Here is an 18,956-nt window from a genome sequence, read left to right as displayed (position 1 = left end):
AAACCTTGCGGAGACCGGGAGCACCGGTTGCAAAGGAGCCGTAGTGATGACGAGGCCAGCAACACTGGACGCCTTAGTAATAGGGGCCGGCCCGGGAGGCATGACAGCCGCTCTTTACCTCGCGCGGCTAAACCGACGAGTGCTTGCCGTCGATTCAGGTCAAAGCCGTGCACTGCTTATTCCGCTGTCGCGTAACCACCCGGCTTTTCCGGAAGGCATCAAGGGTAGTGAGCTATCGAGACGCATGAAAACGCAACTGCGGAAAGTGGGGCTCGAGGTCGGGGCAGTGGCGGTATCGCAGGTGTCGCGCGGCGCTGACGCCGGCTTCGTAGCCGAAATTGCCGGCCGGCCGATATTCGCACAAAACATCATCCTTGCAACCGGAGTCGAAGACACGCTCCCGCCAATCGACGACGCAAATGATCTCATACGGTCAGGCCATCTTCGCCTCTGCCCGATTTGCGACGGCTACGAGATCGCCGGAAGATCGGCGGTGGTGATCGGCGCGACAGAGCGCGCCGCTGCAGAAGCCCTCTTCCTGACATCGTTTACCAAAAGCATCACCATCGCAACTCTCGGCGAAAGGCTTGATGTGAACGAGAGTATGATGGCGCGGCTGATCGAGCACGGCGTCTCGGTCCGCTTCGGCCAGTTGGTGCGTTGCGCTCGCTCCGTGGACGGAACGGTCGATCTCATCATGAGGAACTCGTGCGCGTTGGAAAGTGTTGTTCTCTATTCGGCGTTGGGAATTCGCCCGCGATCGCGCCTCGCCCAACAGCTGGGAGCGGAGTTGGAGCAGGATGGGCGCATAAAGGTTGATGCACATCAGGCGACTCTGGTCCCAGGCCTATATGCAGTTGGCGACGTCGTGACCGGCCTCAATCAGCTCGGCGTGTCCATGGCGCAAGGAGAGATAGCGGCGGTCGCAGTGCATAACCGCCTCCGGCAAATGCAAGCGAACAATAAAACGCCTCTCGGCTGAATTGGCGATCGCGGACGGGAAATCCGTCGTCGCTTCTCATGAGGCATTCCAGCCAGTCCCGCACTGCGAGGCAACCTCGTCACCAATACCTAGATCCCGTTTGCACGTCAGCTCATGTCGTCAAGACAACGGCCGCCATGGCAATCGCGCATACGACCCCGAAGAGGTTGAGGCCCAGCGAAAGGAATTCGGTCATCTCTTGCCGATGATGAGAATGCTCGGCAGTGCCGAGCACCGCGACGGCTCCACCCACCATCCAGCAAATCAGGGTCATCGCACCTAGAAGCAAGGCTAAATTCATCACATTTCCCGTTTTGTTGACTATCCTTTCGATCATCGAACCGGCCCATCCTAGCTTTGTTCCCATCGTCGAAACTTCGTCCAATAAGACACGGGCTTGGGTCAATCCTCCGCAAGCCACACGTTTTCCGGGAATGTTTCGGCACGGGTAGCTCAATCGCAGCCTGCAGGAGCATTTCTGACCACAGCCGGAGCGTCCGGATCGTGGCGATGGAACTATCCGCCTCGACCGTGGTTCGGCGAACTCCGAGTGTTTTAAGCAGAGGGGAGTCCTTTGAGCGAACTGCATCGTGAGTTCCTCCTGCAAAGAGATTTTCCGCCGGAACTCCAGGAGGATGATCGCCTTGAGCCAACGCATGCATCGCCGTCGGCTGTCTGTCCCGGAAACCTTGAAACACTACTGCAGCCTTGCCCGTTGGTGGTCGATCTGGACGGCACCCTGCTAAGATCGGATCTGCTGATCGAAACCGCCTTCGCCGAACTCGGCCGCCGCCCCTACTCGGCCGTGGATCTCGCCAAGGCCCTGTGCGGCGGAAAAGCCTGTCTAAAGCACCATCTTTCGCAACCAGTCGATTTCGATCCGGCCTTCCTTCCGTATGACGAGGAGGTTTTAACGGTGATCCGGGCAGCAAGGGAGCAGGGACGAGCCATATATCTCGCCTCGGCGAGCCATGAGCGTCTCGTTTCGGCAGTCTCCGAATATCTCGGCCTTTTCGACGGCTGGTTTGCAACCAACGAAACAACGAACTGCGCGGCCGATGTCAAAGCAGAAAAACTCATCGCCGCTTTTGGAAAAGGCGGGTTTGACTATATCGGCAACGACGTGGCCGACCTTCCTGTTTGGCGCCATGCCGCCAAGTCCTACGCCATACGGACATCGGCTGCGGTCGCAAAAAAACTCGCCAGGCAGTGCGCCAACGTTCAACATCTTCCATATGAAAAAGCGACCTGGCGCACTTGGGCGCGCTTGTTACGTCTGCATCAGTACGTCAAAAACGGGCTGGTCTTCGTCCCGCTTCTGATAAGCCAGGTCTTCGATACCCAGAGTATGGTCAACACCGGGCTGGCGTTCCTCGCATTCTCACTTTGTGCTTCCGGCGTCTATATCCTCAATGATCTGGTAGATCTTCAGGACGACCGCGGCCATCGTACGAAATGCCGGAGGCCTCTTGCTTGCGGTGACATCCCGCTTTCGGACGCCATAGCCGTCATCCCCATCCTGCTTCTCCTAGCGCTCGCGGTCGCCATCATGGTGACGCCAGGGTTCGTTCTTGTGTTGGCGGGATATTTTGTATTGACCACTGGCTATTCGTTCATCTTCAAACGCAAAATGATCCTGGATGTCGTGGCACTCGCGTCGCTCTACACCATGCGAGTGATTGGAGGAGCGGCAGCTATTTCCATTTGGCCGTCGCCTTGGCTCCTGGCCTTCATGATGAGCTGGTTCCTCTCGCTCGCTTTGGTGAAGCGATACACCGAACTGATCGGACGTCGCACCGCGCGCCTGCCGGACTCCAAGGGCCGGGACTACAGGAAGGCCGACATCGGCATGGTGGGTGCCTTGGCAGCAGGGGCGGGGATGAATGCACTGACGCTGTTTGCCCTTTATGCGGCCAGCGACAACGCGCGGGACGTCTATGAGCGGCCCGGGATGCTATGGCTTGCAGGACCCGTCCTTGCCTGCTGGATCGCGCGCATCCTCATGCTCGCTCACCGGGGGCAGATGCATGATGACCCGGTGGTCTTCGCCATCAGGGACAAGGTCAGTCTCGCCACGCTGGCGGTCGCCGGCCTGTTCGTGTTTTTTGCGATGTGAGGTGGTCGTGATGGGCTCGCAGTTCCAGACGCGAAGCACTCCTACCGGCGTCGCAGCTCGCTATGTCGCCTTCGCGGTGCTCTCCACCGCCGCCAATTTCCTGGTCCAGGCGATTTTTCTCCATATAGCGCCGTGGTCGGGCCTGATGCCGTCGATCCTTGCGGGCACCGCCGCCGGCTTCGCCGTCAAATATGTTCTCGACAAAAAATGGATCTTCTTCGACCGTTACACCTCCCATGGCGACGAGGTGGCGAAGGTTGCGCTCTACGGCCTGTTCAGCGTGCTGACAACGGTCATATTCTGGGGGTTTGAAATCTCCTTCTGGACGCTCTGGAAGACGGAGTTCGCCAAATATGCCGGCGGAGCGATCGGCCTGGCGATTGGCTATATCTCGAAATACGCTCTCGACCGCAGGTTCGTCTTCAAGCCGGGGGAGGCGTGACGGACGATGGAGGGCTGGGGACGTTATCCACGTCATGAGAGCGAGGTGTTGAACTGCCGGGTTCCGCAGGCGCTGAGCGGGATTGCGGCATCACTCCCAGGATTGATCGCTCGCGGCAACGGCCGCTCCTATGGCGATGCTGCGATCGGCGAGAATTCCACCTTGATGTGCGGTGGATTGAACCGGATGAAAAGGTTCGATGTCGCCGATCGAGTCCTCACCGTAGAGGGCGGCGTCATGCTTTCCGACGTCCTGCGCGCGGTGGTACCGCGGGGCTATTTTCCGCCGGTGGTTCCGGGCACGAAATTCGTCACGGTGGGCGGAATGATTGCATCCGACGTTCACGGAAAGAATCATCATTGCGACGGCGGATTCGGCGACCACGTCAGCGAACTGAAGCTGGTGACCGCCAGCGGCGAGGTCCTCAACTGTAGCCGCTCGCAGAACGCGGAGCTTTTCTCGGCGACCGTCGGCGGGATGGGCCTGACAGGGATTATCGCCGAGGCAACCTTTCGTTTGAGACCGATCGAGACCGGCTGGATCATGCAGAGGACGACCGTAGCCGAGAACCTCAGCGAAGCATTAAGGGCGCTACGACAATCGGAGGACGCGACCTATTCGGTGGGCTGGATCGATTGCCTCTCGAAAGGCGCCTCTCTCGGACGGTCTTTGATTTTTACGGGTGAGCACGCGACGCCGGATCAGGTCGGCGAGACACCGAAGACCGATCGCTTTCCTTCGCCAAACAACGCCGCCTTTTCCCTGCCGCTCGACATGCCGGGTTGGCTGTTGAACAAGGCGAGCGTGTCCGCCTTCAATGAGCTGTATTTCCGATCCGGCATCCGCCGGTCGGCCAAACCCTTGTTGGTCCATTGGGACAATTACTTTTTCCCTCTCGACCGCATCCTCCGATGGAATAGATTGTACGGCAAACGAGGTTTCATCCAGCATCAATGCGTGGTGCCGGATGTTGACGCGCTGCAGGTCCTCACCGGTATCCTCGACCGCTTTGCGCACTCGGGCAAAGGTTCATTTCTGGCCGTGCTCAAAAGGCTGCGCGGCGGTGCAGGTCTGCTCTCGTTTGCTGCGCCGGGCTATACGCTCGCGCTCGACCTGCCAGCCACGCAGGACGTCTTGCGGCTGCTCGACGAAATCGACGAGCTGGTTGTCAAGGCGGGGGGCCGCCTCTATTTGGCCAAGGACGCGCGCCAGTCCCGCCTTACATTCGAATCCGGTTACCCCAAGCTGGATGCGTTCAAAGAGTTGCGAAGAGCAACCGGAGCCGATGGTCGCTTCAGTTCCCGCTTGGCAAAAAGGCTTGGCATATGAAGGGGATCGGCAAGACACTGCTTATGATCGGCGCGACCTCGGATATCGGCCGGGCGACGGCAATTACCTATGCGGAGGCAGGCTGGGACATCCACCTGACCGGCCGGACGCATGCGGCCGTTCAGCGTGAAGCCGATGACATCGCTGCGCGGACGGGCGCAACTGTCACGGTTCATGAGCTCGATATTCTTCAAACAGCTCGCTTCCCGGCATTCCTCGGCGACGTGTCACCCTTGCCTGACACGGTGGTCTGCGTCGTTGGCGAACTCGGTGAGCAGTCCCGAGCTGAAAAAGAGCTCGAACACGCCACCATGGTCATGCGGACGAACTTCGAGGGACCGGCCTTGCTTCTTGGCCTTCTGGCTGAGCGTTTTGCGGCGCGCGGATCCGGCACGATCGTGGGAATAAGCTCTGTCGCCGGCGATCGTGGACGAGCGTCGAACTATGTCTATGGCGCCGCCAAAGCCGGCCTGACCGCTTTCTTGTCCGGCCTGAGGAACAGGCTGTCCCGGTCCGGGGTGCGCGTGGTGACCGTGAAACCTGGCTTTGTTCGAACGCGCATGACGGATGGAATGAAGCTCCCTCCGCTTCTCACCGCCGAACCGCAGGAAGTGGCGCAAAAGATCTTTGCTGCGGCCGAGGACGGGAGCCGCAGTGACGTCGTCTACGTCAGAGGTATATGGCGACCCCTCATGACGGTAATCCGGTCAATTCCCGAGTCCATCTTCAAGAGGTTGCGGCTGTGACTGAACCCACAAATCCGGCCGCCTACACAGCCGTCGGAGCGCAAACTGGTGCCCATAGGAGACCTGCAGCCCGGTTACGGCGACTGCTGTCGGCGGAGATCGCAATCATCATCGTCAGCTTGGTCTGCGCAGCCATGCTCGCATTGCCGGCGAGAACCATCAATGCCGCCTTCATCAATGACGTGTTGATCTTCATCGACGGTGCACATCGCATTGCCTTAGGTCAGGTGCCGAATCGCGATTTTCACACGGCGCTCGGGCCGCTCGTGTTTTACATTCCGGCTGCGGGATACTTTCTGTCAGGAAATTTCGGAGCTGCCATACCACTGGGGATGGCGATCGTCCTTGTCGCCTTCATTCCCGCGATGATCCGTGTCCTTGTGTCGCGCCTCGGCCCTCCATTGGCAGCCACGCTCGGCATATTTCTTATCCTCATTCTCGCAGCTCCGATCAACCTCGGCAGTTCCATCTGGTACCCTTCCTTTGCGATGTTCTATAACCGCATCGGTTGGGTCGCTCTCGGCCTGTTGCTGGTTATGTATCTGGCGCCGCAGTCGCAAAGCAGGCACAACGATATTGCCGATGCACTGGCCGCCGCCTTTCTTCTGCTTGTCTCGTTCTACACCAAGATGACCTACGGACTTGCCGGGACCGGCCTGATCCTGATCATCCTATCGGATCGGCAACAACGCCGCTGGGGCGTGGCAACCCTGCTGCTGACCGGGCTGGCGATGGTCGTCATCGAATACTTCTGGCGCGGAACCGCCCAGCACATCGAGGACCTTCGGGCCGCGGCCCGCGTCAGCGGCGGTCATGATGTCGGCAGTATTCTGAAGAATCTGCGCGAAAACCTGTCCGATCTGACCGTATTCGCGGCCGTCGCCTGGCTTGCCGTCTGGCGAAGCCGCAGCCTGCGGGATCTACTCTTCTGCGGGTTTTGCGCAGGCGCCGGCGTGGCGCTCATCAATCAGAATGCCCACAGCTGGGGCATCATCACGCTTTATTGCGGGGCAACCGTGCTGGCGCAGAAAACAGCCCGGCTTCAACCTGGCAATCTTGGCACACCAGCAGGACGCGTGGCTCGTGCTGCCGGCGCTCTGCCGTTGGTCGTCATCTTGTTCCTGTTGCCGCCGATCGTGCACCACAGCGCGGCCGTCGCCCTGCATACAGCCCTCGCGGCCGAGAAGGCGGGACAGTCTCTCGGTCTGCCGCGATTTGATGATCTACGGGAAGTCGATCCACCTGGTGGGGAGCCTGATTTCATAAGACGCTACCTCGACGACATCGTCAGCGGCGGTGCGCTTCTCCAGTCTCTACCGATTCCCGCCGAACGGGTTTTCGTCCTCGATTTTGCAAACCCCTTTTCGGCCGGACTGGGCATTCGCCCGCCCGCCGGTGACACCGCCTGGCTTCACTGGAACCGCAACATCAATGAAAAGTCCTATATCCCGCCGGACGTGCTCTTTGCCGACGTCAAGATCGTCATGGTGCCCAAAACAGGGATCAACAGCCTGCCGCTGCAGGAGCTGTATGGCCCGTTCCTTTCGGCGAATTTTGATGTGGTGCGCAAGACATCCGAATGGACAATTTACGAATGGCGCCCAGGCAAAGGCCCAAAGTGAGGCAAGGTGACGCGAGCATCCACGTCGATATCGCAGAAAGATAGATCGTTACCGGCCGTTCAGTTAGACCGGTGGCGTGCCATTGTCCCCGGCATCGGATTGCTTCTTGCCGGCCTCCTCGCTCTGCCTGGCGCAACGGTCACAACCAAATACGTCAACGACCTCCTGATTTTCCTTGATGGCGCACATCGGATCGCGGCTGGACAGGTGCCGAGTGTCGATTTCCACACACCTCTTGGGCCGCTGACATTCTATATCCCGGCTGTCGGCTACGCTCTATCCGGCAGCATGGGCGCGGCAATGCCAGTGGGAATGTCCCTACTGACCGTCCTGTTTTCGTTCGTCGCCGCCGAAATCGTCGGCAGCCGAATGCATTGGGCGCTCGGGCTGCCGCTGGCAACCTGTCTGCTTCTGGTGCTCGCGGCTCCTGCAAACCCGGGCGAACGGATCGGGGAACTCACCTTTGCCATGTTCTACAACCGGATCGGCTGGGCGTCACTCGGCTTGCTGTTGGTCATGTACCTATGCCGCTTGCCTGGCGCCACCAGCGGCAAAGGGACGGACGCAGCATGTGCCAGTTTCCTCGTGCTGCTGATGCTTTACACCAAGATCACATACGGTGGGGTGGGCCTTGCTTTTCTGGTATTCATGCTTTTTGACCGTCGCCAGATCGGTTGGGTCACGCTCGCGTTTGGGATGATCATTGTGAGCGTCCTGGCGATTGAGGCAGTCTGGGGCGGAGGGGTCAACTACCTTCTCGACATCCGTCTTGCCGGGAAGAACAGCGGCGGTTTCCCAACGATGACAGCAATCGGTCACGTGGTACGGAGCAATTTCGTCGACCTTCTTGCTTACCTGGCTGTCGCCGTCATCCTTCTCATCCTAACGCCAACCTATCGGCATCTGCTCTTTGCCGGCTTCTGTATGACAACCGGAATCCTCCTGATCGAGCAGAACTTCCAGTTTTTTGGGATTCTGACGCTCGGCGCGGGCGCTGCCGTGCTCTCGGAATGTTTCTTTCGCGCCGAGCATGGCTCCCGGTATGCAAGAACGCGGATCGCGCTGCCGCTGCTCGTAGCACTTCTGCTTCTGCCGGCTGCGGCCGGCAATGCTGCGTCGCTTGTCCTTCATGCCGCTTATTCGGCCGGAGGGCGAGGCGAAGCTATTCCGCTGCCTGCCTTTTCCCGGATCCGGGTTGTAGAGATGTGGAGTCCCGGTCAACTCGATTATTTCCGAAGATACAACCGCACGCTTGCCGATGGCGCCGCAGCCCTTTCGCAATTGGATGGCGGGTCCGAGCGTGTCGCCGTTCTCGATTTCGTTAATCCGTTTTCCGCAGGCCTCCGTCTCCCGCCGCCGGTCGGAGACAGCGTCTGGTACCACTGGGGACGCACTCTCGGGCCTGAATATCATCCAGCCGCGGAAGAGATGTTCGCCGATGTCGACCTGATCCTCGACCCGAAGTGGCCCATTGAAATCTGGACAGGAAACGGCATGCGGGACGTCTATGCGCATTATAGAGCCCGCCACTATCACCTCGTACGGGAGACGGCCGATTGGCGCATCTACCGCAAGAACGCCTCGCCGGCGAGGGGTTAAACCTGCAATCTCAGCAATTCTGTTCCAACCGCTCGATCTGATGCGATCGCCGACACAAATTGCCGGTCTGTCCGGTTACTCCCCAAACGGACGGGAGATGTCCGTAGTGGAGGCTGAGATTGTCAGACCACGGCTTTCCGCCTGCCCCATCGCCGTCACCAGTGCGATGATCGATGCACGGATATGGGGATCGGCGATCTTCAGAAAGGCCCGATTGAGGACCAGTCCCTCTTTGGTCTGCAGGAATTCAGCGACCGGATCGGTGCGGTCCCGTCCACCTAGCCCTGGCGCTGCCACCGGCTCGGAGTCGCCCTGCTCGAAAAAGAAGCTCGGTGAGGTGTGAAGCACTTCGGCGATCCGCTGCAAACGACTTGCGCCGATGCGGTTGATGCCCTTCTCGTATTTTTGAACTTGCTGAAAGGTCACGCCGATCTGCTCGGCAAGCCGCTCCTGGCTCATTCCGAGCAACTGCCGGCGCGTCCTGATGCGCGCTCCGACATAGCTGTCTATGGCATTTGGTGTCTTGACGTTCATTGGGTATTTTCAGCCTCGATCGCATTTCAATCGGCGCAGCTGTAGTGCCCCTCTGAACCGTTTTCCACGGTTTCTTTTCGTATAGCCTACCGCATATACGATGATCCCGGCTGACTGTGATATGAAAACCCCCATCGGAAAGAGGCGCGCCTGCGCAAGAACCCGCCCGCGACGGGAAAATCGAACAAAAGCCGTACCAATTCCGGAGAAACCGGGCTGGCGATTGAGGCCAGGCGCGGGTTAGATGCTTTTCAGCGACCGTCGCTCCGCTGTCTCGCCAGCCGCGATTGCCGCAAATCCATCGAAAACGAATGCAGCACGGCACCGATTGTGCCCGTTCAGGAGAGATATTGATGGCAACCGTTGCCGAAGGCGCGCCCCGTTTCGAAAAAACGACGATGTCTATTCTGATGGCGGTCAGCTTCTGTCATATGCTGAACGACATCATGCAGTCGCTGCTTGCCTCGCTCTACCCGCTGTTCAAGGCGAATTACGACTTGGACTTCGTGCAGATCGGCCTTCTTACCATGACGTTTCAAGTCACCGCTTCCTTGCTGCAGCCGGTGGTCGGGATCGTCACCGACCGCTGGCCGATGCCCTATTCTCTGCCGGTCGGCATGGGGAGCACCTTTTGCGGTCTTATTCTGCTCGGCAACGCCGGCAGTTTCGCACTGCTGCTGCTGGCGGCAAGCCTGATCGGCTTCGGTTCGGCGGTCTTCCATCCGGAATCCTCGCGTGTTGCCCGTCTTGCCTCCGGTGGTCGCCACGGTTTTGCGCAGTCCTTTTTTCAGGTCGGCGGCAATGCCGGTCAGGCGATCGGTCCGCTGCTTGCCGCCTTCATCGTGCTGCCGCTCGGGCAGCACAGCGTCTCCTGGTTTGCCGCCATCGCCATGGTCGGCATGATCGTGTTGAGCTGGGTGGGCAACTGGTACATGGGCCATAGGCGCCAGAACGCCAGCAGGGCTGCCGTCAGTCGAACCCTGCCGCTGCCGCAAAACAGGGTCGTCTGGGCGCTGCTGATCCTCGTGCTGCTGACGGCAACGAAGAACGTCTACATGGCGAGCGTATCCAGCTACTTCACCTTCTATGTCATCGACAAGTTCGAACTCAGCGTGCAACAGGCGCAGCTGATGCTTTTCCTGTTCCTCGGCTCGGTCGCCGTCGGCACTTTCCTCGGTGGACCGATCGGCGATCGCTTCGGTGCCCGTTTCGTCATCTGGTTTTCGATCCTCGGCGTCATTCCCTTCGCATTGTTGCTTCCCTATGCAAATCTTCTCTGGACGGGCGTGCTCAGCGTCGTCATCGGCCTGATCTTTGCTTCGGCTTTTTCGGCAATCGTCGTCTTTGCCCAGGAGCTGGTACCGGGCCGCGTCGGCCTGATTGCCGGCGTCTTCTTCGGCTTCGCGTTCGGGGCAGGGGGGCTTGGTGCGGCGCTGCTCGGTGAGTTTGCCGATACAAACGGCATCGACTTCGTCTATCGCATCTGCTCCTACCTGCCGCTGCTCGGCCTTCTGACGGTCTTCCTGCCGCGCATCCCGAAGCAGAAATCGGTCTGAGGCCATACGGCCCAGCGATCGATGCGAAGATTTCCTCCGCACCTTGGATGGGGAGGATTGGCACGGCTTTACCTGATGTCGGGCACCTGCGACTAGTCAACTGCTGCGCCATCACGATCTCGGCAGACCCGCAAGCGCCGCTTTCATTCTTTAGAACATTCTTACGGGCCGCAATTAATCCATAAATTTGATAGAAATTTATCCTGCCGATATTCATAGCAGGGCAAGAGTTTTTCAGGCCCTTCCTTCACATCAGACTTTCGTGCTTCGCCCCCGATACGCGCATTTGCCATGCTCAGCCTGCTCGGGGCGTTCGGCCTCATTCAGTCAGACGGGATATAATAATGACCAAGAACAAAAAACTTCACCGACTACAGCTTTCGCGCCGGGTGGCTCTTGCCGCCGTCGCCGTTTCCGCTGCCGCGCTTTTTACCTTTGCAGCACCCGCTCCCTCATTCGCCGAGGACAAGTCGATCAAGGTCGGGATCATGGCCGGCGAAGAGGAGGACATCTGGCGTGTGGTCACAAGTGAGGCGGCCAAGAAAGGTCTCAAGATCGAGACCGTCGTCTTCAACGACTATACGCAGCCGAACGAAGCGCTGGAGCGCGGTGAAATCGACGCCAACGCCTTCCAGCACCAGCCCTATCTCGACAACCAGATCAAGCAGCACGGCTACCACATCACTCGGGTCGGCTATACCGGTGTCTGGCCGATCGGCCTTTACACCAAGAAGTACAAATCCGTCGCGGAGATTCCGGAAGGCGCCGTCATAGGCGTGCCGAACGATCCCTCCAACGAAGGCCGGGCGCTGCGCGTTCTCCAGAACGAAGGCCTGATCAAATTGAAGGACGGCACCGGCATTCTCGCGACGGTCGCCGACGTCACCGACAATCCGAAGAAGATCGAAATCAAGGAGCTCGACGCAGGCATCGTCGGCCGTTCGATCGACGATCTGGATGCCGGTGTCGTCAACACCGACTGGGCACTGAAGAGCGGTCTTTCTCCGGCCGAACGCATTGCCCAGGAGCCGACCGCCGATAATCCGTATCGCAACTTCATCGCCGTCAAGGACGACACCAAGGATGCGGATTGGGTCAAGACGCTTGTCTCTTCCTATCAGAACGACACCGTCAAGGCCGAGTTCGACAAGGTCTACAAGGGGACGGGTCTCAGCGCCTATTGATCCGCAATAGGGCCGGGGTTAAGGCCTGCTAAGAGGCGGTCCGGGCGTTGCTTGCCCGGGCCGCCTTCGGTATTTGTAAGGAAAAGCACATGAATTCCTTTGTTTCCACCACGGCGATCGCGGCACAGCCGCAAGCGGCGGCTACCGAAGAGGTGGTGAAGCTGACCGATGTGAAGCGGCGGTTCGGAACCACACCCGCTCTCGACGGCATTTCGCTGAGCGTGAAGCGGGGCGAGATCCTCGGCATCATCGGCCGCAGCGGCGCCGGCAAATCGACGCTGATCCGCTGCCTGAACGGGCTGGAGCGCGTCGACAGCGGCGAGATCCTGATCGAAGGCCGCGATATAACGGCGCTTGCCGAACAGGACTTGCAGCCGCTGCGCCGCCGCATCGGCATGATCTTCCAGCACTTCAACCTGCTTTCCGCCAAGACCGTCGAGGAAAATGTCGCGCTGCCGCTGAAGATCGAGGGCGTAGCCAAGGCCGAGCGCCTGAAGCGGGCGCACGAGCTGCTCGAGCTTGTCGGGCTTGCCGACAAGGCGAAAGCCTATCCCGCATCGCTCTCCGGCGGCCAGAAACAGCGCGTCGGCATCGCCCGGGCGCTTGCGGCGCGTCCGGCGCTGCTGCTGTCAGACGAGGCAACGTCGGCGCTCGATCCCGAGACGACCCGGTCGATCCTGTCCCTGCTCAAAGATATCAACAGCAAGCTCGGCCTGACCATTCTGCTGATCACGCATGAGATGGAAGTGGTGCGCGGTATTGCCGATCGCGTCGCGGTCATCGATGCCGGACGGATCGTCGAAGAGGGACAGGTCTGGTCGGTCTTTGCCGATCCGCAGCAAACGATCACAAGGAGCCTGCTCGGCGGCATCCGCCCGCAGCTTCCCGATCATATCGCCGGCCGGCTGTCGGCGACGGCGGGCAACGAGGCGATCCTCAGCGTCGATCTCGCCGGGCCTGAAGCGCAAGGTGCCCTGTTTGCCGAACTCTCGGCGGCGCTGCCGCATTCTTTCCGCCTCGTCCACGGCGGCATCGACCACATCCAGAACCAACCGGTGGCACGGTTCTTCATCGCCGTTCCCGCACGCGACCCCGCGCTTGCGGAAAAGGTCGTACAATTTCTGACGGCCCGGTCCGCCCGGGTGGAGGTGCTTGGTTATGACACCGATCATGGTTGAACTGCTTCTTCGCTCGCTGTGGGAGACGGTGCTGATGACCGTCGCCTCGGGCGTGATCTCGCTGGTCGCCGGCCTGCCTCTCGGCCTCGCGCTTGTTGTCACCGCACGCGGCGGCATCGCCGAAAATCTCTGGATCAACCGCACGCTCGGCGCCGTCATCAACGGTTTTCGGTCGGTGCCCTTCATCATTCTGCTGGTGGCGCTGATCCCGCTTACGCGGCTGATCGTCGGCACGGCGCTTGGCACATGGGCAGCCATCGTGCCGCTCGCCATCGCTGCGACGCCTTATTACGCCCGTATCGCAGAAGTGTCGTTGCGCGAGGTCGACCGCGGGCTGATCGATGCCGTGCGCGCCATGGGCGGCAATCGCTGGACCATCGTGCGTGAAGTGCTGGTGCCCGAAGCGTTGCCCGGCATCGTCGCCGGCTTCACCGTCACGTTGGTGACCCTGATCGGTGCTTCGGCGATGGCGGGCGCGATCGGCGCCGGCGGCCTCGGCGATCTCGCCATTCGCTACGGCTATCAGCGCTTCGAGACCAACGTGATGATCGCGGTCGTCGCCGTCCTCATCGTCCTCGTCTGCGGCATCCAGTGGCTCGGCGACCGGCTGGTCGCCAGGCTGGATCGCAGATAGATCAGCGCCGGAAACTGGCGGCGGGATGCGCGTCGGGCAACCGGCCGTTCCCGCCGCCGAACAGCTTCTGGCGCAGCGGCCCTTCGCTGTAATCCGGCTTGAAGCAACCGCGCTCCTGCAGCACCGGCACGACGAGATCGATAAAATCGATCAGACTTTCCGGCGCCACCGTGCGCGCCAAATTGAAGCCGTCGATATCGCCGTGCTCGATCCATTCCTGCAGACCGTCGGCGATCTGCTCCGGCGATCCCACCATCGGCTTCATCCGGCTGCCGAGCACCATTTGGTCGATAATCTGTCGCTTCGTCACAGGCTTTGCCGCCTGTTTGGTGATGGCGGCAAGCGCCGATTGATTGGCGTTGGTCGAGTTCTGCTCGATGACATCATCCAACCGGTATTTCGCCAGATCGATGCCGATGGAGGCGGAGTAATGCGCAAGCGAGGCCTCGATGCTCGCATGGCGGCGGTAATCCTCCAGCCTGTCTTGTGCTTGCCGCTCCGTCCGCCCGACGACAACAGTAATCAGGTTCAGGATCTTCAATGCGGCTCCGCCGCGGCCGAATGCCTGCGCCTTCGCCCGCAGCGCATCGACGGTCGGCCGGGCCGCCCCGGGGTTCGGGCTGGCGACGAAGACACATTCGGCGTGGCGGGCGGCAAAATCCTGCCCGCGGGCCGAAGCACCGGCCTGGAAGAGCAGGGGCGTGCGCTGCAGTGAAGGCTCGGCAAGATGGATGCCCTCCATCCGGTAATATCTGCCGTCATGACGGACGGCGCGCACCTTCGACGGATCGGCATAAATTCCGCCCGTCCGGTCCCGGCGAACTGCATCGTCGTCCCAGCTGCCCTCCCAGAGCTTGTAGAGGATCTCAAGATATTCCTCGGCTGCGTCGTAACGCGCATTATGCTCCGGCAGCTTGTCGAAACCCATGCTGCGGGCGGCGCTGTCGAGATAACCGGTGACGATATTCCAGCCGATCCGCCCCTTGGTCAGGTGGTCGAGCGTCGACATGCGCCGTGCCAGCAAAAAGGGCGGCTCGTAGGTGGTGTTGACGGTGACACCGAAACCCAGATGTTTCGTCACATGCGCCATCGCCGAAATCGGGATCAACGGGTCGTTGACGGGGATTTGCGCAGCCGTCTCGATCACCGGCGCGGGGCTATCCTTATAGACGTCATAGACGCCGACGATATCGGCTAAGAAGATTCCATCCAGCTTACCGCGCTCCGCGGTCCTGGCGAATTCCGTCCAGTAGTCGAGATCGGTATAGCGCACCGATTGGTCGCGCGGATGCGTCCACAGACCGTGGTTGATGTGCCCGACGCAATTCATGTCGAAGGCATAGATCTGCATTGTCTTCATGGAAGTGTCCTGAGCCGGGAATAAAAATCAAGGATTTGTATCGCACGGCGATCCTGTGAAATGGTAGGGTGCGGATGGAAAAGGCGGAGGAAATGCATGACGAAGAAGACGCTGTCGGATTGGGCGGAGCTCGCGCAGAAGGAGCTGCGCGCCTCGGCCGAAACGCTGACCTGGCAGACGCCGGAAGGCATTGCCGTCAAGCCGCTCTATACGGCCGAGGATCTCGAGGGCGTCGCCCACCTCGGTTCGCTGCCGGGTTTTGCGCCCTTTACCCGCGGTCCGCGCGCGACGATGTATGCCGGCCGGCCGTGGACGATCCGCCAATATGCCGGCTTTTCCACGGCCGAGGAATCGAACGCCTTCTACCGTCGCAATCTGGCCGCCGGCCAGAAGGGCCTGTCGGTTGCCTTCGATCTGGCCACCCATCGCGGTTATGACAGCGACCATCCTCGCGTCGAAGGCGATGTCGGCAAGGCGGGTGTCGCCATCGATAGCGTCGAGGACATGAAGATCCTGTTCGACGGCATTCCGCTCGGCGACATGTCGGTGTCGATGACCATGAACGGCGCCGTCATCCCGATCCTCGCCTCATTCATCGTCGCCGGCGAAGAGCAGGGCGTGCCGAGGGCCGATCTGTCTGGCACCATCCAGAACGACATCCTCAAGGAGTTCATGGTCCGAAACACCTATATCTATCCGCCGGAGCCCTCGATGCGGATCGTTGCCGACATCATCGAATACACGGCAAGGGAGATGCCGAAATTCAACTCGATCTCGATCTCCGGCTATCACATGCAGGAGGCCGGCGCGACGCTCGTCCAGGAACTCGCCTTCACGCTGGCCGACGGCCGCGAATATGTCAGGGCGGCGATCGCCAAGGGCCTCAACGTCGACGATTTTGCCGGAAGGCTCTCCTTCTTCTTTGCGATCGGCATGAACTTCTTCATGGAGGCGGCAAAACTGCGCGCCGCCCGGCTGCTCTGGACGCGGATCATGGAAGAGTTTCAGCCGAAAAAGCCGGCCTCGCTGATGCTGCGCACCCATTGCCAGACCTCCGGCGTGTCGCTGCAGGAGCAGGACCCTTACAACAACATCATTCGCACCGCCTTCGAGGCGATGTCGGCCGTGCTTGGCGGCACGCAGTCGCTGCACACCAATTCCTTCGACGAGGCGATCGCGCTGCCGACGGAATTTTCCGCCCGCATCGCCCGCAATACCCAGCTGATCCTGAGCCACGAAACCGGCGTGACCAAGGTGGTCGATCCGCTCGCTGGCTCCTATTACGTCGAGAGCCTGACGCAGGAGCTTGCCGACAAGGCCTGGGCGCTGATCGAGGAGGTGGAAGCTCTCGGCGGCATGACCAAGGCCGTCAACGAGGGCCTGCCGAAGCGGTTGATCGAGGAAGCGGCCGCGCGCCGCCAGGCTGCCGTCGACAAGGGCGAAGAGGTCATCGTCGGCGTCAATCGCTACAGGCTCGACAACGAACAGCCGATCGACATTCTGGAGATCGACAACAGCGCGGTGCGCATTGCCCAGATCAAACGCATCGAGGAAACCAAGCGCCGCCGCGACGGCAACGCCGTGCGCGAATCGCTGGCCGTCCTCGCCGAGACCGCGCGCAGCGGCCGCGGCAACCTGCTCGAAGCGGCGATCGAAGCGGCGCGAGCCCGGGCCACCGTCGGCGAAATATCCGACGCCATGCGCGCTGCCTTCGGCGATCATGCCGCAACGCCCGAGGTCATCACGGGCATTTACGGCGAGGCCTATGACAACGAGCCGGAACTTGCCGTCCTCAAGGAGCGCATGACGGAGGTCACGGAAACGATGGGGCGCCGGCCGAAAATCATGGTCGCCAAACTCGGCCAGGACGGGCATGACCGCGGCGCCAAGGTGATCGCCTCGGCTTTCGGCGATATCGGCTTCGATGTGCTCGCCGGTCCGCTGTTTCAGACGCCTGACGAGGCCGTCGAAATGGCGCTTGGCGAAAAGGTCAATGTCGTCGGCGTCTCGTCCTTAGCGGCAGGCCACAGGACGCTGCTGCCGCAGCTGGTCGACAGGCTGAGAGCGCAGGGCGGTGACGATATCATCGTCGTCTGCGGCGGCGTCATTCCGCGGCAGGACTATGAGTTCCTGCACGAACACGGCGTCGCCGCCGTGTTCGGCCCGGGAACCAACGTTCTGGAGGCGGCCAATTCCGTTCTCGACCTGCTGCAGGGCAGGCGGCGGAATCAGTAGTTACAGCAACCCGCGCTTCGCCAGATTGCCCATCAGCGCCGCAATGCCGAAGGTCCAGGGCGGGCATTCGGTGGAGAGGCGCACGGTGTTGACGAGAGCGCCGAGACCTGCCGAGGAAATCTCGACGACATCGCCGATCTTGTGGGTGAAACCCTGCTTCGGAGCGTCACGATCCTGAGTCGGGGCAAACAATGTGCCGAGAAAGAGCATGAAACCATCGGGATACTGGTGATGGGGCCCAAGTGTCTGTTTGACGAGATCGGTCGGATCGCGGCTGATCTGCGACATCGAGCTCTTGCCGTTGAGCACGAAGCCATCGCGGCCGGTGACCTTGAGATCGAGTTCGGCCTTGCGCACGTCATCCAGCCCGTAACTTGCATCGAACAGGCGGATGAAGGGGCCGATCGCGCAGGAGGCGTTGTTGTCCTTGGCCTTGCCGAGCAGCAGCGCCGAGCGGCCCTCGACGTCACGCAGGTTGACGTCGTTGCCGAGCGTCACACCCTTGATTTCACCGCGGCTGTTGACTGCAAGCACGATTTCCGGCTCGGGATTGTTCCAGGTCGAAATCGGATGCAGACCGACATCCGCACCCCAGCCGACCGACGAGAGCACCGGCGCCTTGGTGAAGACCTCGGCATCCGGGCCGATGCCGACTTCGAGATATTGCGACCACATGCCCTCGTCAATCAGCGCCTGCTTGACCTTGGCGGCCTCGGGCGAACCGGCCTTGAGATTGGTGAGGCTGCCCCCGATCAGCGCGCTGACGCGTTCGCGGATCGAGGCGGCGCGATCGGGATTACCGGCCGCCTTCTCCTCGATGACACGCTCGATCATTGATTGGGCGAAGGTGACGCCGCAGGCCTTGATCGCCTGCAGGTCGGCGGGCGCCAGCAGATAGGGCCGCGCGGTGTCCGGCGTCCCGGTACTATTGTCGGCGACCTCCTCCAAGGACCCGACCGCCGTGCCCGTTGCCGCGCGGACGAAGCCGGCGGCATCCTGTTTTTCGAGCAGGGCGCTCAGCGTCGGCGCATCGCGCGAGGTAATATCGACCAGCATCCCCTCGCGAAGCGTCACGATGCTCGGGCCGGCGGCCTCGGGGCTCCAGACGCGGCCGACAAAAAGACCAGCCGAAGCAGCGGCATCGAGAAGGGAATGAGTCATGGTGATCCTCCGTCACATGCAAGCGGGGCGGGCGCTTTGAAATTTCCGAGATGGCGCCATCCTCCAAGCCGGCGGCGGCTGAAATCGATCACATTCACGCTGACGGGGCAAGACATGTTGGAGAAAAAGACTTTCGTCCAATCGGATCGAATAAGCGGCTTGTCCGGCAAAACGTCGTCGGAAATCCGTAAATAACTATTTAGATACAAAATACCCATTTAATTTCAAATGTTTACATATATCAATACGCACTTTCAGCCTCGATCTCGCCTTGACAG

The 18,956-nt window shown here is 60.6% G+C and carries 16 protein-coding genes; 12 read left to right on the top strand and 4 right to left on the bottom strand.

Features of this window, described 5'->3' with window-relative positions:
• Window positions 1–100 precede the first annotated feature (100 nt).
• On the top strand, window positions 101–982 hold the full coding sequence (locus AMC88_RS30605; RefSeq protein ID WP_064824291.1) for an NAD(P)/FAD-dependent oxidoreductase: 882 nt from the start codon (window positions 101–103) through the stop codon (window positions 980–982).
• 112 nt (window positions 983–1,094) lie between these two features.
• Here AMC88_RS30605 and AMC88_RS33845 read toward each other — a convergent pair whose 3' ends face one another.
• Window positions 1,095–1,319: a hypothetical protein gene (locus tag AMC88_RS33845; RefSeq protein ID WP_225881208.1), complete on the bottom strand. Its 225-nt coding sequence runs from the start codon at window positions 1,317–1,319 to the stop codon at window positions 1,095–1,097.
• A gap of 237 nt (window positions 1,320–1,556) precedes the next feature.
• Between AMC88_RS33845 and AMC88_RS30595 the strand changes: the two genes are divergently transcribed.
• Genes AMC88_RS30595 through AMC88_RS30570 form a run of 6 tightly spaced genes read left to right on the top strand, consistent with a single transcriptional unit; the run spans window position 1,557 to window position 8,836 of the window.
• Window positions 1,557–3,098 carry a UbiA family prenyltransferase gene (locus tag AMC88_RS30595; protein WP_081277778.1) on the top strand — a complete coding sequence of 514 codons (1,542 nt, stop codon included), beginning with the start codon at window positions 1,557–1,559 and terminating at the stop codon, window positions 3,096–3,098.
• Window positions 3,099–3,108: 10 nt separating this feature from the next.
• On the top strand, window positions 3,109–3,540 hold the full coding sequence (locus AMC88_RS30590) for a GtrA family protein (protein ID WP_064826360.1): 432 nt from the start codon (window positions 3,109–3,111) through the stop codon (window positions 3,538–3,540).
• A gap of 6 nt (window positions 3,541–3,546) precedes the next feature.
• Window positions 3,547–4,869 (top strand): FAD-binding oxidoreductase, encoded by a 1,323-nt coding sequence (locus AMC88_RS30585; protein ID WP_064826361.1) that lies wholly within the window; start codon window positions 3,547–3,549, stop codon window positions 4,867–4,869.
• Entirely contained in the window at window positions 4,866–5,615 is a 750-nt protein-coding gene (locus AMC88_RS30580) for an SDR family oxidoreductase (RefSeq protein WP_016735501.1), read from the top strand. Before AMC88_RS30585 ends, AMC88_RS30580 begins: the two co-directional genes overlap by 4 nt.
• The gene (locus AMC88_RS30575) at window positions 5,549–7,237 is read left to right on the top strand and encodes a hypothetical protein (protein ID WP_237353195.1); all 1,689 of its coding nucleotides are present in this window, start codon (window positions 5,549–5,551) and stop codon (window positions 7,235–7,237) included. Before AMC88_RS30580 ends, AMC88_RS30575 begins: the two co-directional genes overlap by 67 nt.
• Before the next feature lie 6 nt (window positions 7,238–7,243).
• Entirely contained in the window at window positions 7,244–8,836 is a 1,593-nt protein-coding gene (locus AMC88_RS30570) for a hypothetical protein (protein ID WP_064826363.1), read from the top strand.
• Between the two features lie 75 nt (window positions 8,837–8,911).
• Here the strand turns inward: AMC88_RS30570 and AMC88_RS30565 are convergent, their stop codons facing one another.
• Entirely contained in the window at window positions 8,912–9,370 is a 459-nt protein-coding gene (locus AMC88_RS30565; RefSeq protein WP_064826364.1) for a helix-turn-helix domain-containing protein, read from the bottom strand.
• Window positions 9,371–9,723: 353 nt separating this feature from the next.
• Between AMC88_RS30565 and AMC88_RS30560 the strand changes: the two genes are divergently transcribed.
• The 4 genes from AMC88_RS30560 (at window position 9,724) to AMC88_RS30545 (ending at window position 13,922) form a co-directional block, all read left to right on the top strand.
• On the top strand, window positions 9,724–10,926 hold the full coding sequence (locus tag AMC88_RS30560; protein WP_010008585.1) for an MFS transporter: 1,203 nt from the start codon (window positions 9,724–9,726) through the stop codon (window positions 10,924–10,926).
• Between the two features lie 344 nt (window positions 10,927–11,270).
• Window positions 11,271–12,110: a MetQ/NlpA family lipoprotein gene (locus tag AMC88_RS30555; RefSeq protein WP_064826365.1), complete on the top strand. Its 840-nt coding sequence runs from the start codon at window positions 11,271–11,273 to the stop codon at window positions 12,108–12,110.
• An 89-nt stretch (window positions 12,111–12,199) separates the two neighbouring features.
• On the top strand, window positions 12,200–13,288 hold the full coding sequence (locus tag AMC88_RS30550) for a methionine ABC transporter ATP-binding protein (RefSeq protein WP_037146158.1): 1,089 nt from the start codon (window positions 12,200–12,202) through the stop codon (window positions 13,286–13,288).
• The gene (locus AMC88_RS30545; protein WP_064823878.1) at window positions 13,269–13,922 is read left to right on the top strand and encodes a methionine ABC transporter permease; all 654 of its coding nucleotides are present in this window, start codon (window positions 13,269–13,271) and stop codon (window positions 13,920–13,922) included. The genes AMC88_RS30550 and AMC88_RS30545 overlap by 20 nt, the downstream gene beginning before the upstream one ends.
• A gap of 1 nt (window position 13,923) precedes the next feature.
• On the opposite strand, the gene AMC88_RS30540 is transcribed toward AMC88_RS30545, so the two are convergent.
• Window positions 13,924–15,282: an LLM class flavin-dependent oxidoreductase gene (locus AMC88_RS30540; protein ID WP_064830284.1), complete on the bottom strand. Its 1,359-nt coding sequence runs from the start codon at window positions 15,280–15,282 to the stop codon at window positions 13,924–13,926.
• Between the two features lie 96 nt (window positions 15,283–15,378).
• Between AMC88_RS30540 and scpA the strand changes: the two genes are divergently transcribed.
• On the top strand, window positions 15,379–17,517 hold the full coding sequence (gene scpA / locus AMC88_RS30535) for a methylmalonyl-CoA mutase (protein WP_064823880.1): 2,139 nt from the start codon (window positions 15,379–15,381) through the stop codon (window positions 17,515–17,517).
• On the opposite strand, the gene AMC88_RS30530 is transcribed toward scpA, so the two are convergent.
• A complete protein-coding gene (locus tag AMC88_RS30530; protein ID WP_064823881.1) occupies window positions 17,518–18,678 on the bottom strand; it encodes a fumarylacetoacetate hydrolase family protein in 1,161 nt (386 codons plus the stop codon).
• Window positions 18,679–18,956 lie beyond the last annotated feature (278 nt).

Origin of the sequence: Rhizobium phaseoli (assembly GCF_001664385.1) — a bacterium.
GTDB classification, from domain to species: Bacteria; Pseudomonadota; Alphaproteobacteria; order Rhizobiales; family Rhizobiaceae; genus Rhizobium; species Rhizobium phaseoli.
Note: the sequence above shows the minus strand (reverse complement) of the source record. Positions and strands in the feature narration are given on the sequence as shown.

What these genes read in the sequence shown, in the direction of transcription:
- AMC88_RS30605 (WP_064824291.1), top strand. Translation starts at nt 101, where the DNA reads ATGACAGCCGCTCTTTACCTCGCGCGGCTAAACCGACGAGTGCTTGCC.
- AMC88_RS33845 (WP_225881208.1), bottom strand. Translation starts at nt 1,319, where the DNA reads ATGATCGAAAGGATAGTCAACAAAACGGGAAATGTGATGAATTTAGCC.
- AMC88_RS30590 (WP_064826360.1), top strand. Translation starts at nt 3,109, where the DNA reads ATGGGCTCGCAGTTCCAGACGCGAAGCACTCCTACCGGCGTCGCAGCT.
- AMC88_RS30585 (WP_064826361.1), top strand. Translation starts at nt 3,547, where the DNA reads ATGGAGGGCTGGGGACGTTATCCACGTCATGAGAGCGAGGTGTTGAAC.
- AMC88_RS30580 (WP_016735501.1), top strand. Translation starts at nt 4,866, where the DNA reads ATGAAGGGGATCGGCAAGACACTGCTTATGATCGGCGCGACCTCGGAT.
- AMC88_RS30575 (WP_237353195.1), top strand. Translation starts at nt 5,549, where the DNA reads ATGGCGACCCCTCATGACGGTAATCCGGTCAATTCCCGAGTCCATCTT.
- AMC88_RS30565 (WP_064826364.1), bottom strand. Translation starts at nt 9,370, where the DNA reads ATGAACGTCAAGACACCAAATGCCATAGACAGCTATGTCGGAGCGCGC.
- AMC88_RS30560 (WP_010008585.1), top strand. Translation starts at nt 9,724, where the DNA reads ATGGCAACCGTTGCCGAAGGCGCGCCCCGTTTCGAAAAAACGACGATG.
- AMC88_RS30555 (WP_064826365.1), top strand. Translation starts at nt 11,271, where the DNA reads ATGACCAAGAACAAAAAACTTCACCGACTACAGCTTTCGCGCCGGGTG.
- AMC88_RS30550 (WP_037146158.1), top strand. Translation starts at nt 12,200, where the DNA reads ATGAATTCCTTTGTTTCCACCACGGCGATCGCGGCACAGCCGCAAGCG.
- AMC88_RS30545 (WP_064823878.1), top strand. Translation starts at nt 13,269, where the DNA reads ATGACACCGATCATGGTTGAACTGCTTCTTCGCTCGCTGTGGGAGACG.
- AMC88_RS30540 (WP_064830284.1), bottom strand. Translation starts at nt 15,282, where the DNA reads ATGAAGACAATGCAGATCTATGCCTTCGACATGAATTGCGTCGGGCAC.
- scpA (WP_064823880.1), top strand. Translation starts at nt 15,379, where the DNA reads ATGACGAAGAAGACGCTGTCGGATTGGGCGGAGCTCGCGCAGAAGGAG.
- AMC88_RS30530 (WP_064823881.1), bottom strand. Translation starts at nt 18,678, where the DNA reads ATGACTCATTCCCTTCTCGATGCCGCTGCTTCGGCTGGTCTTTTTGTC.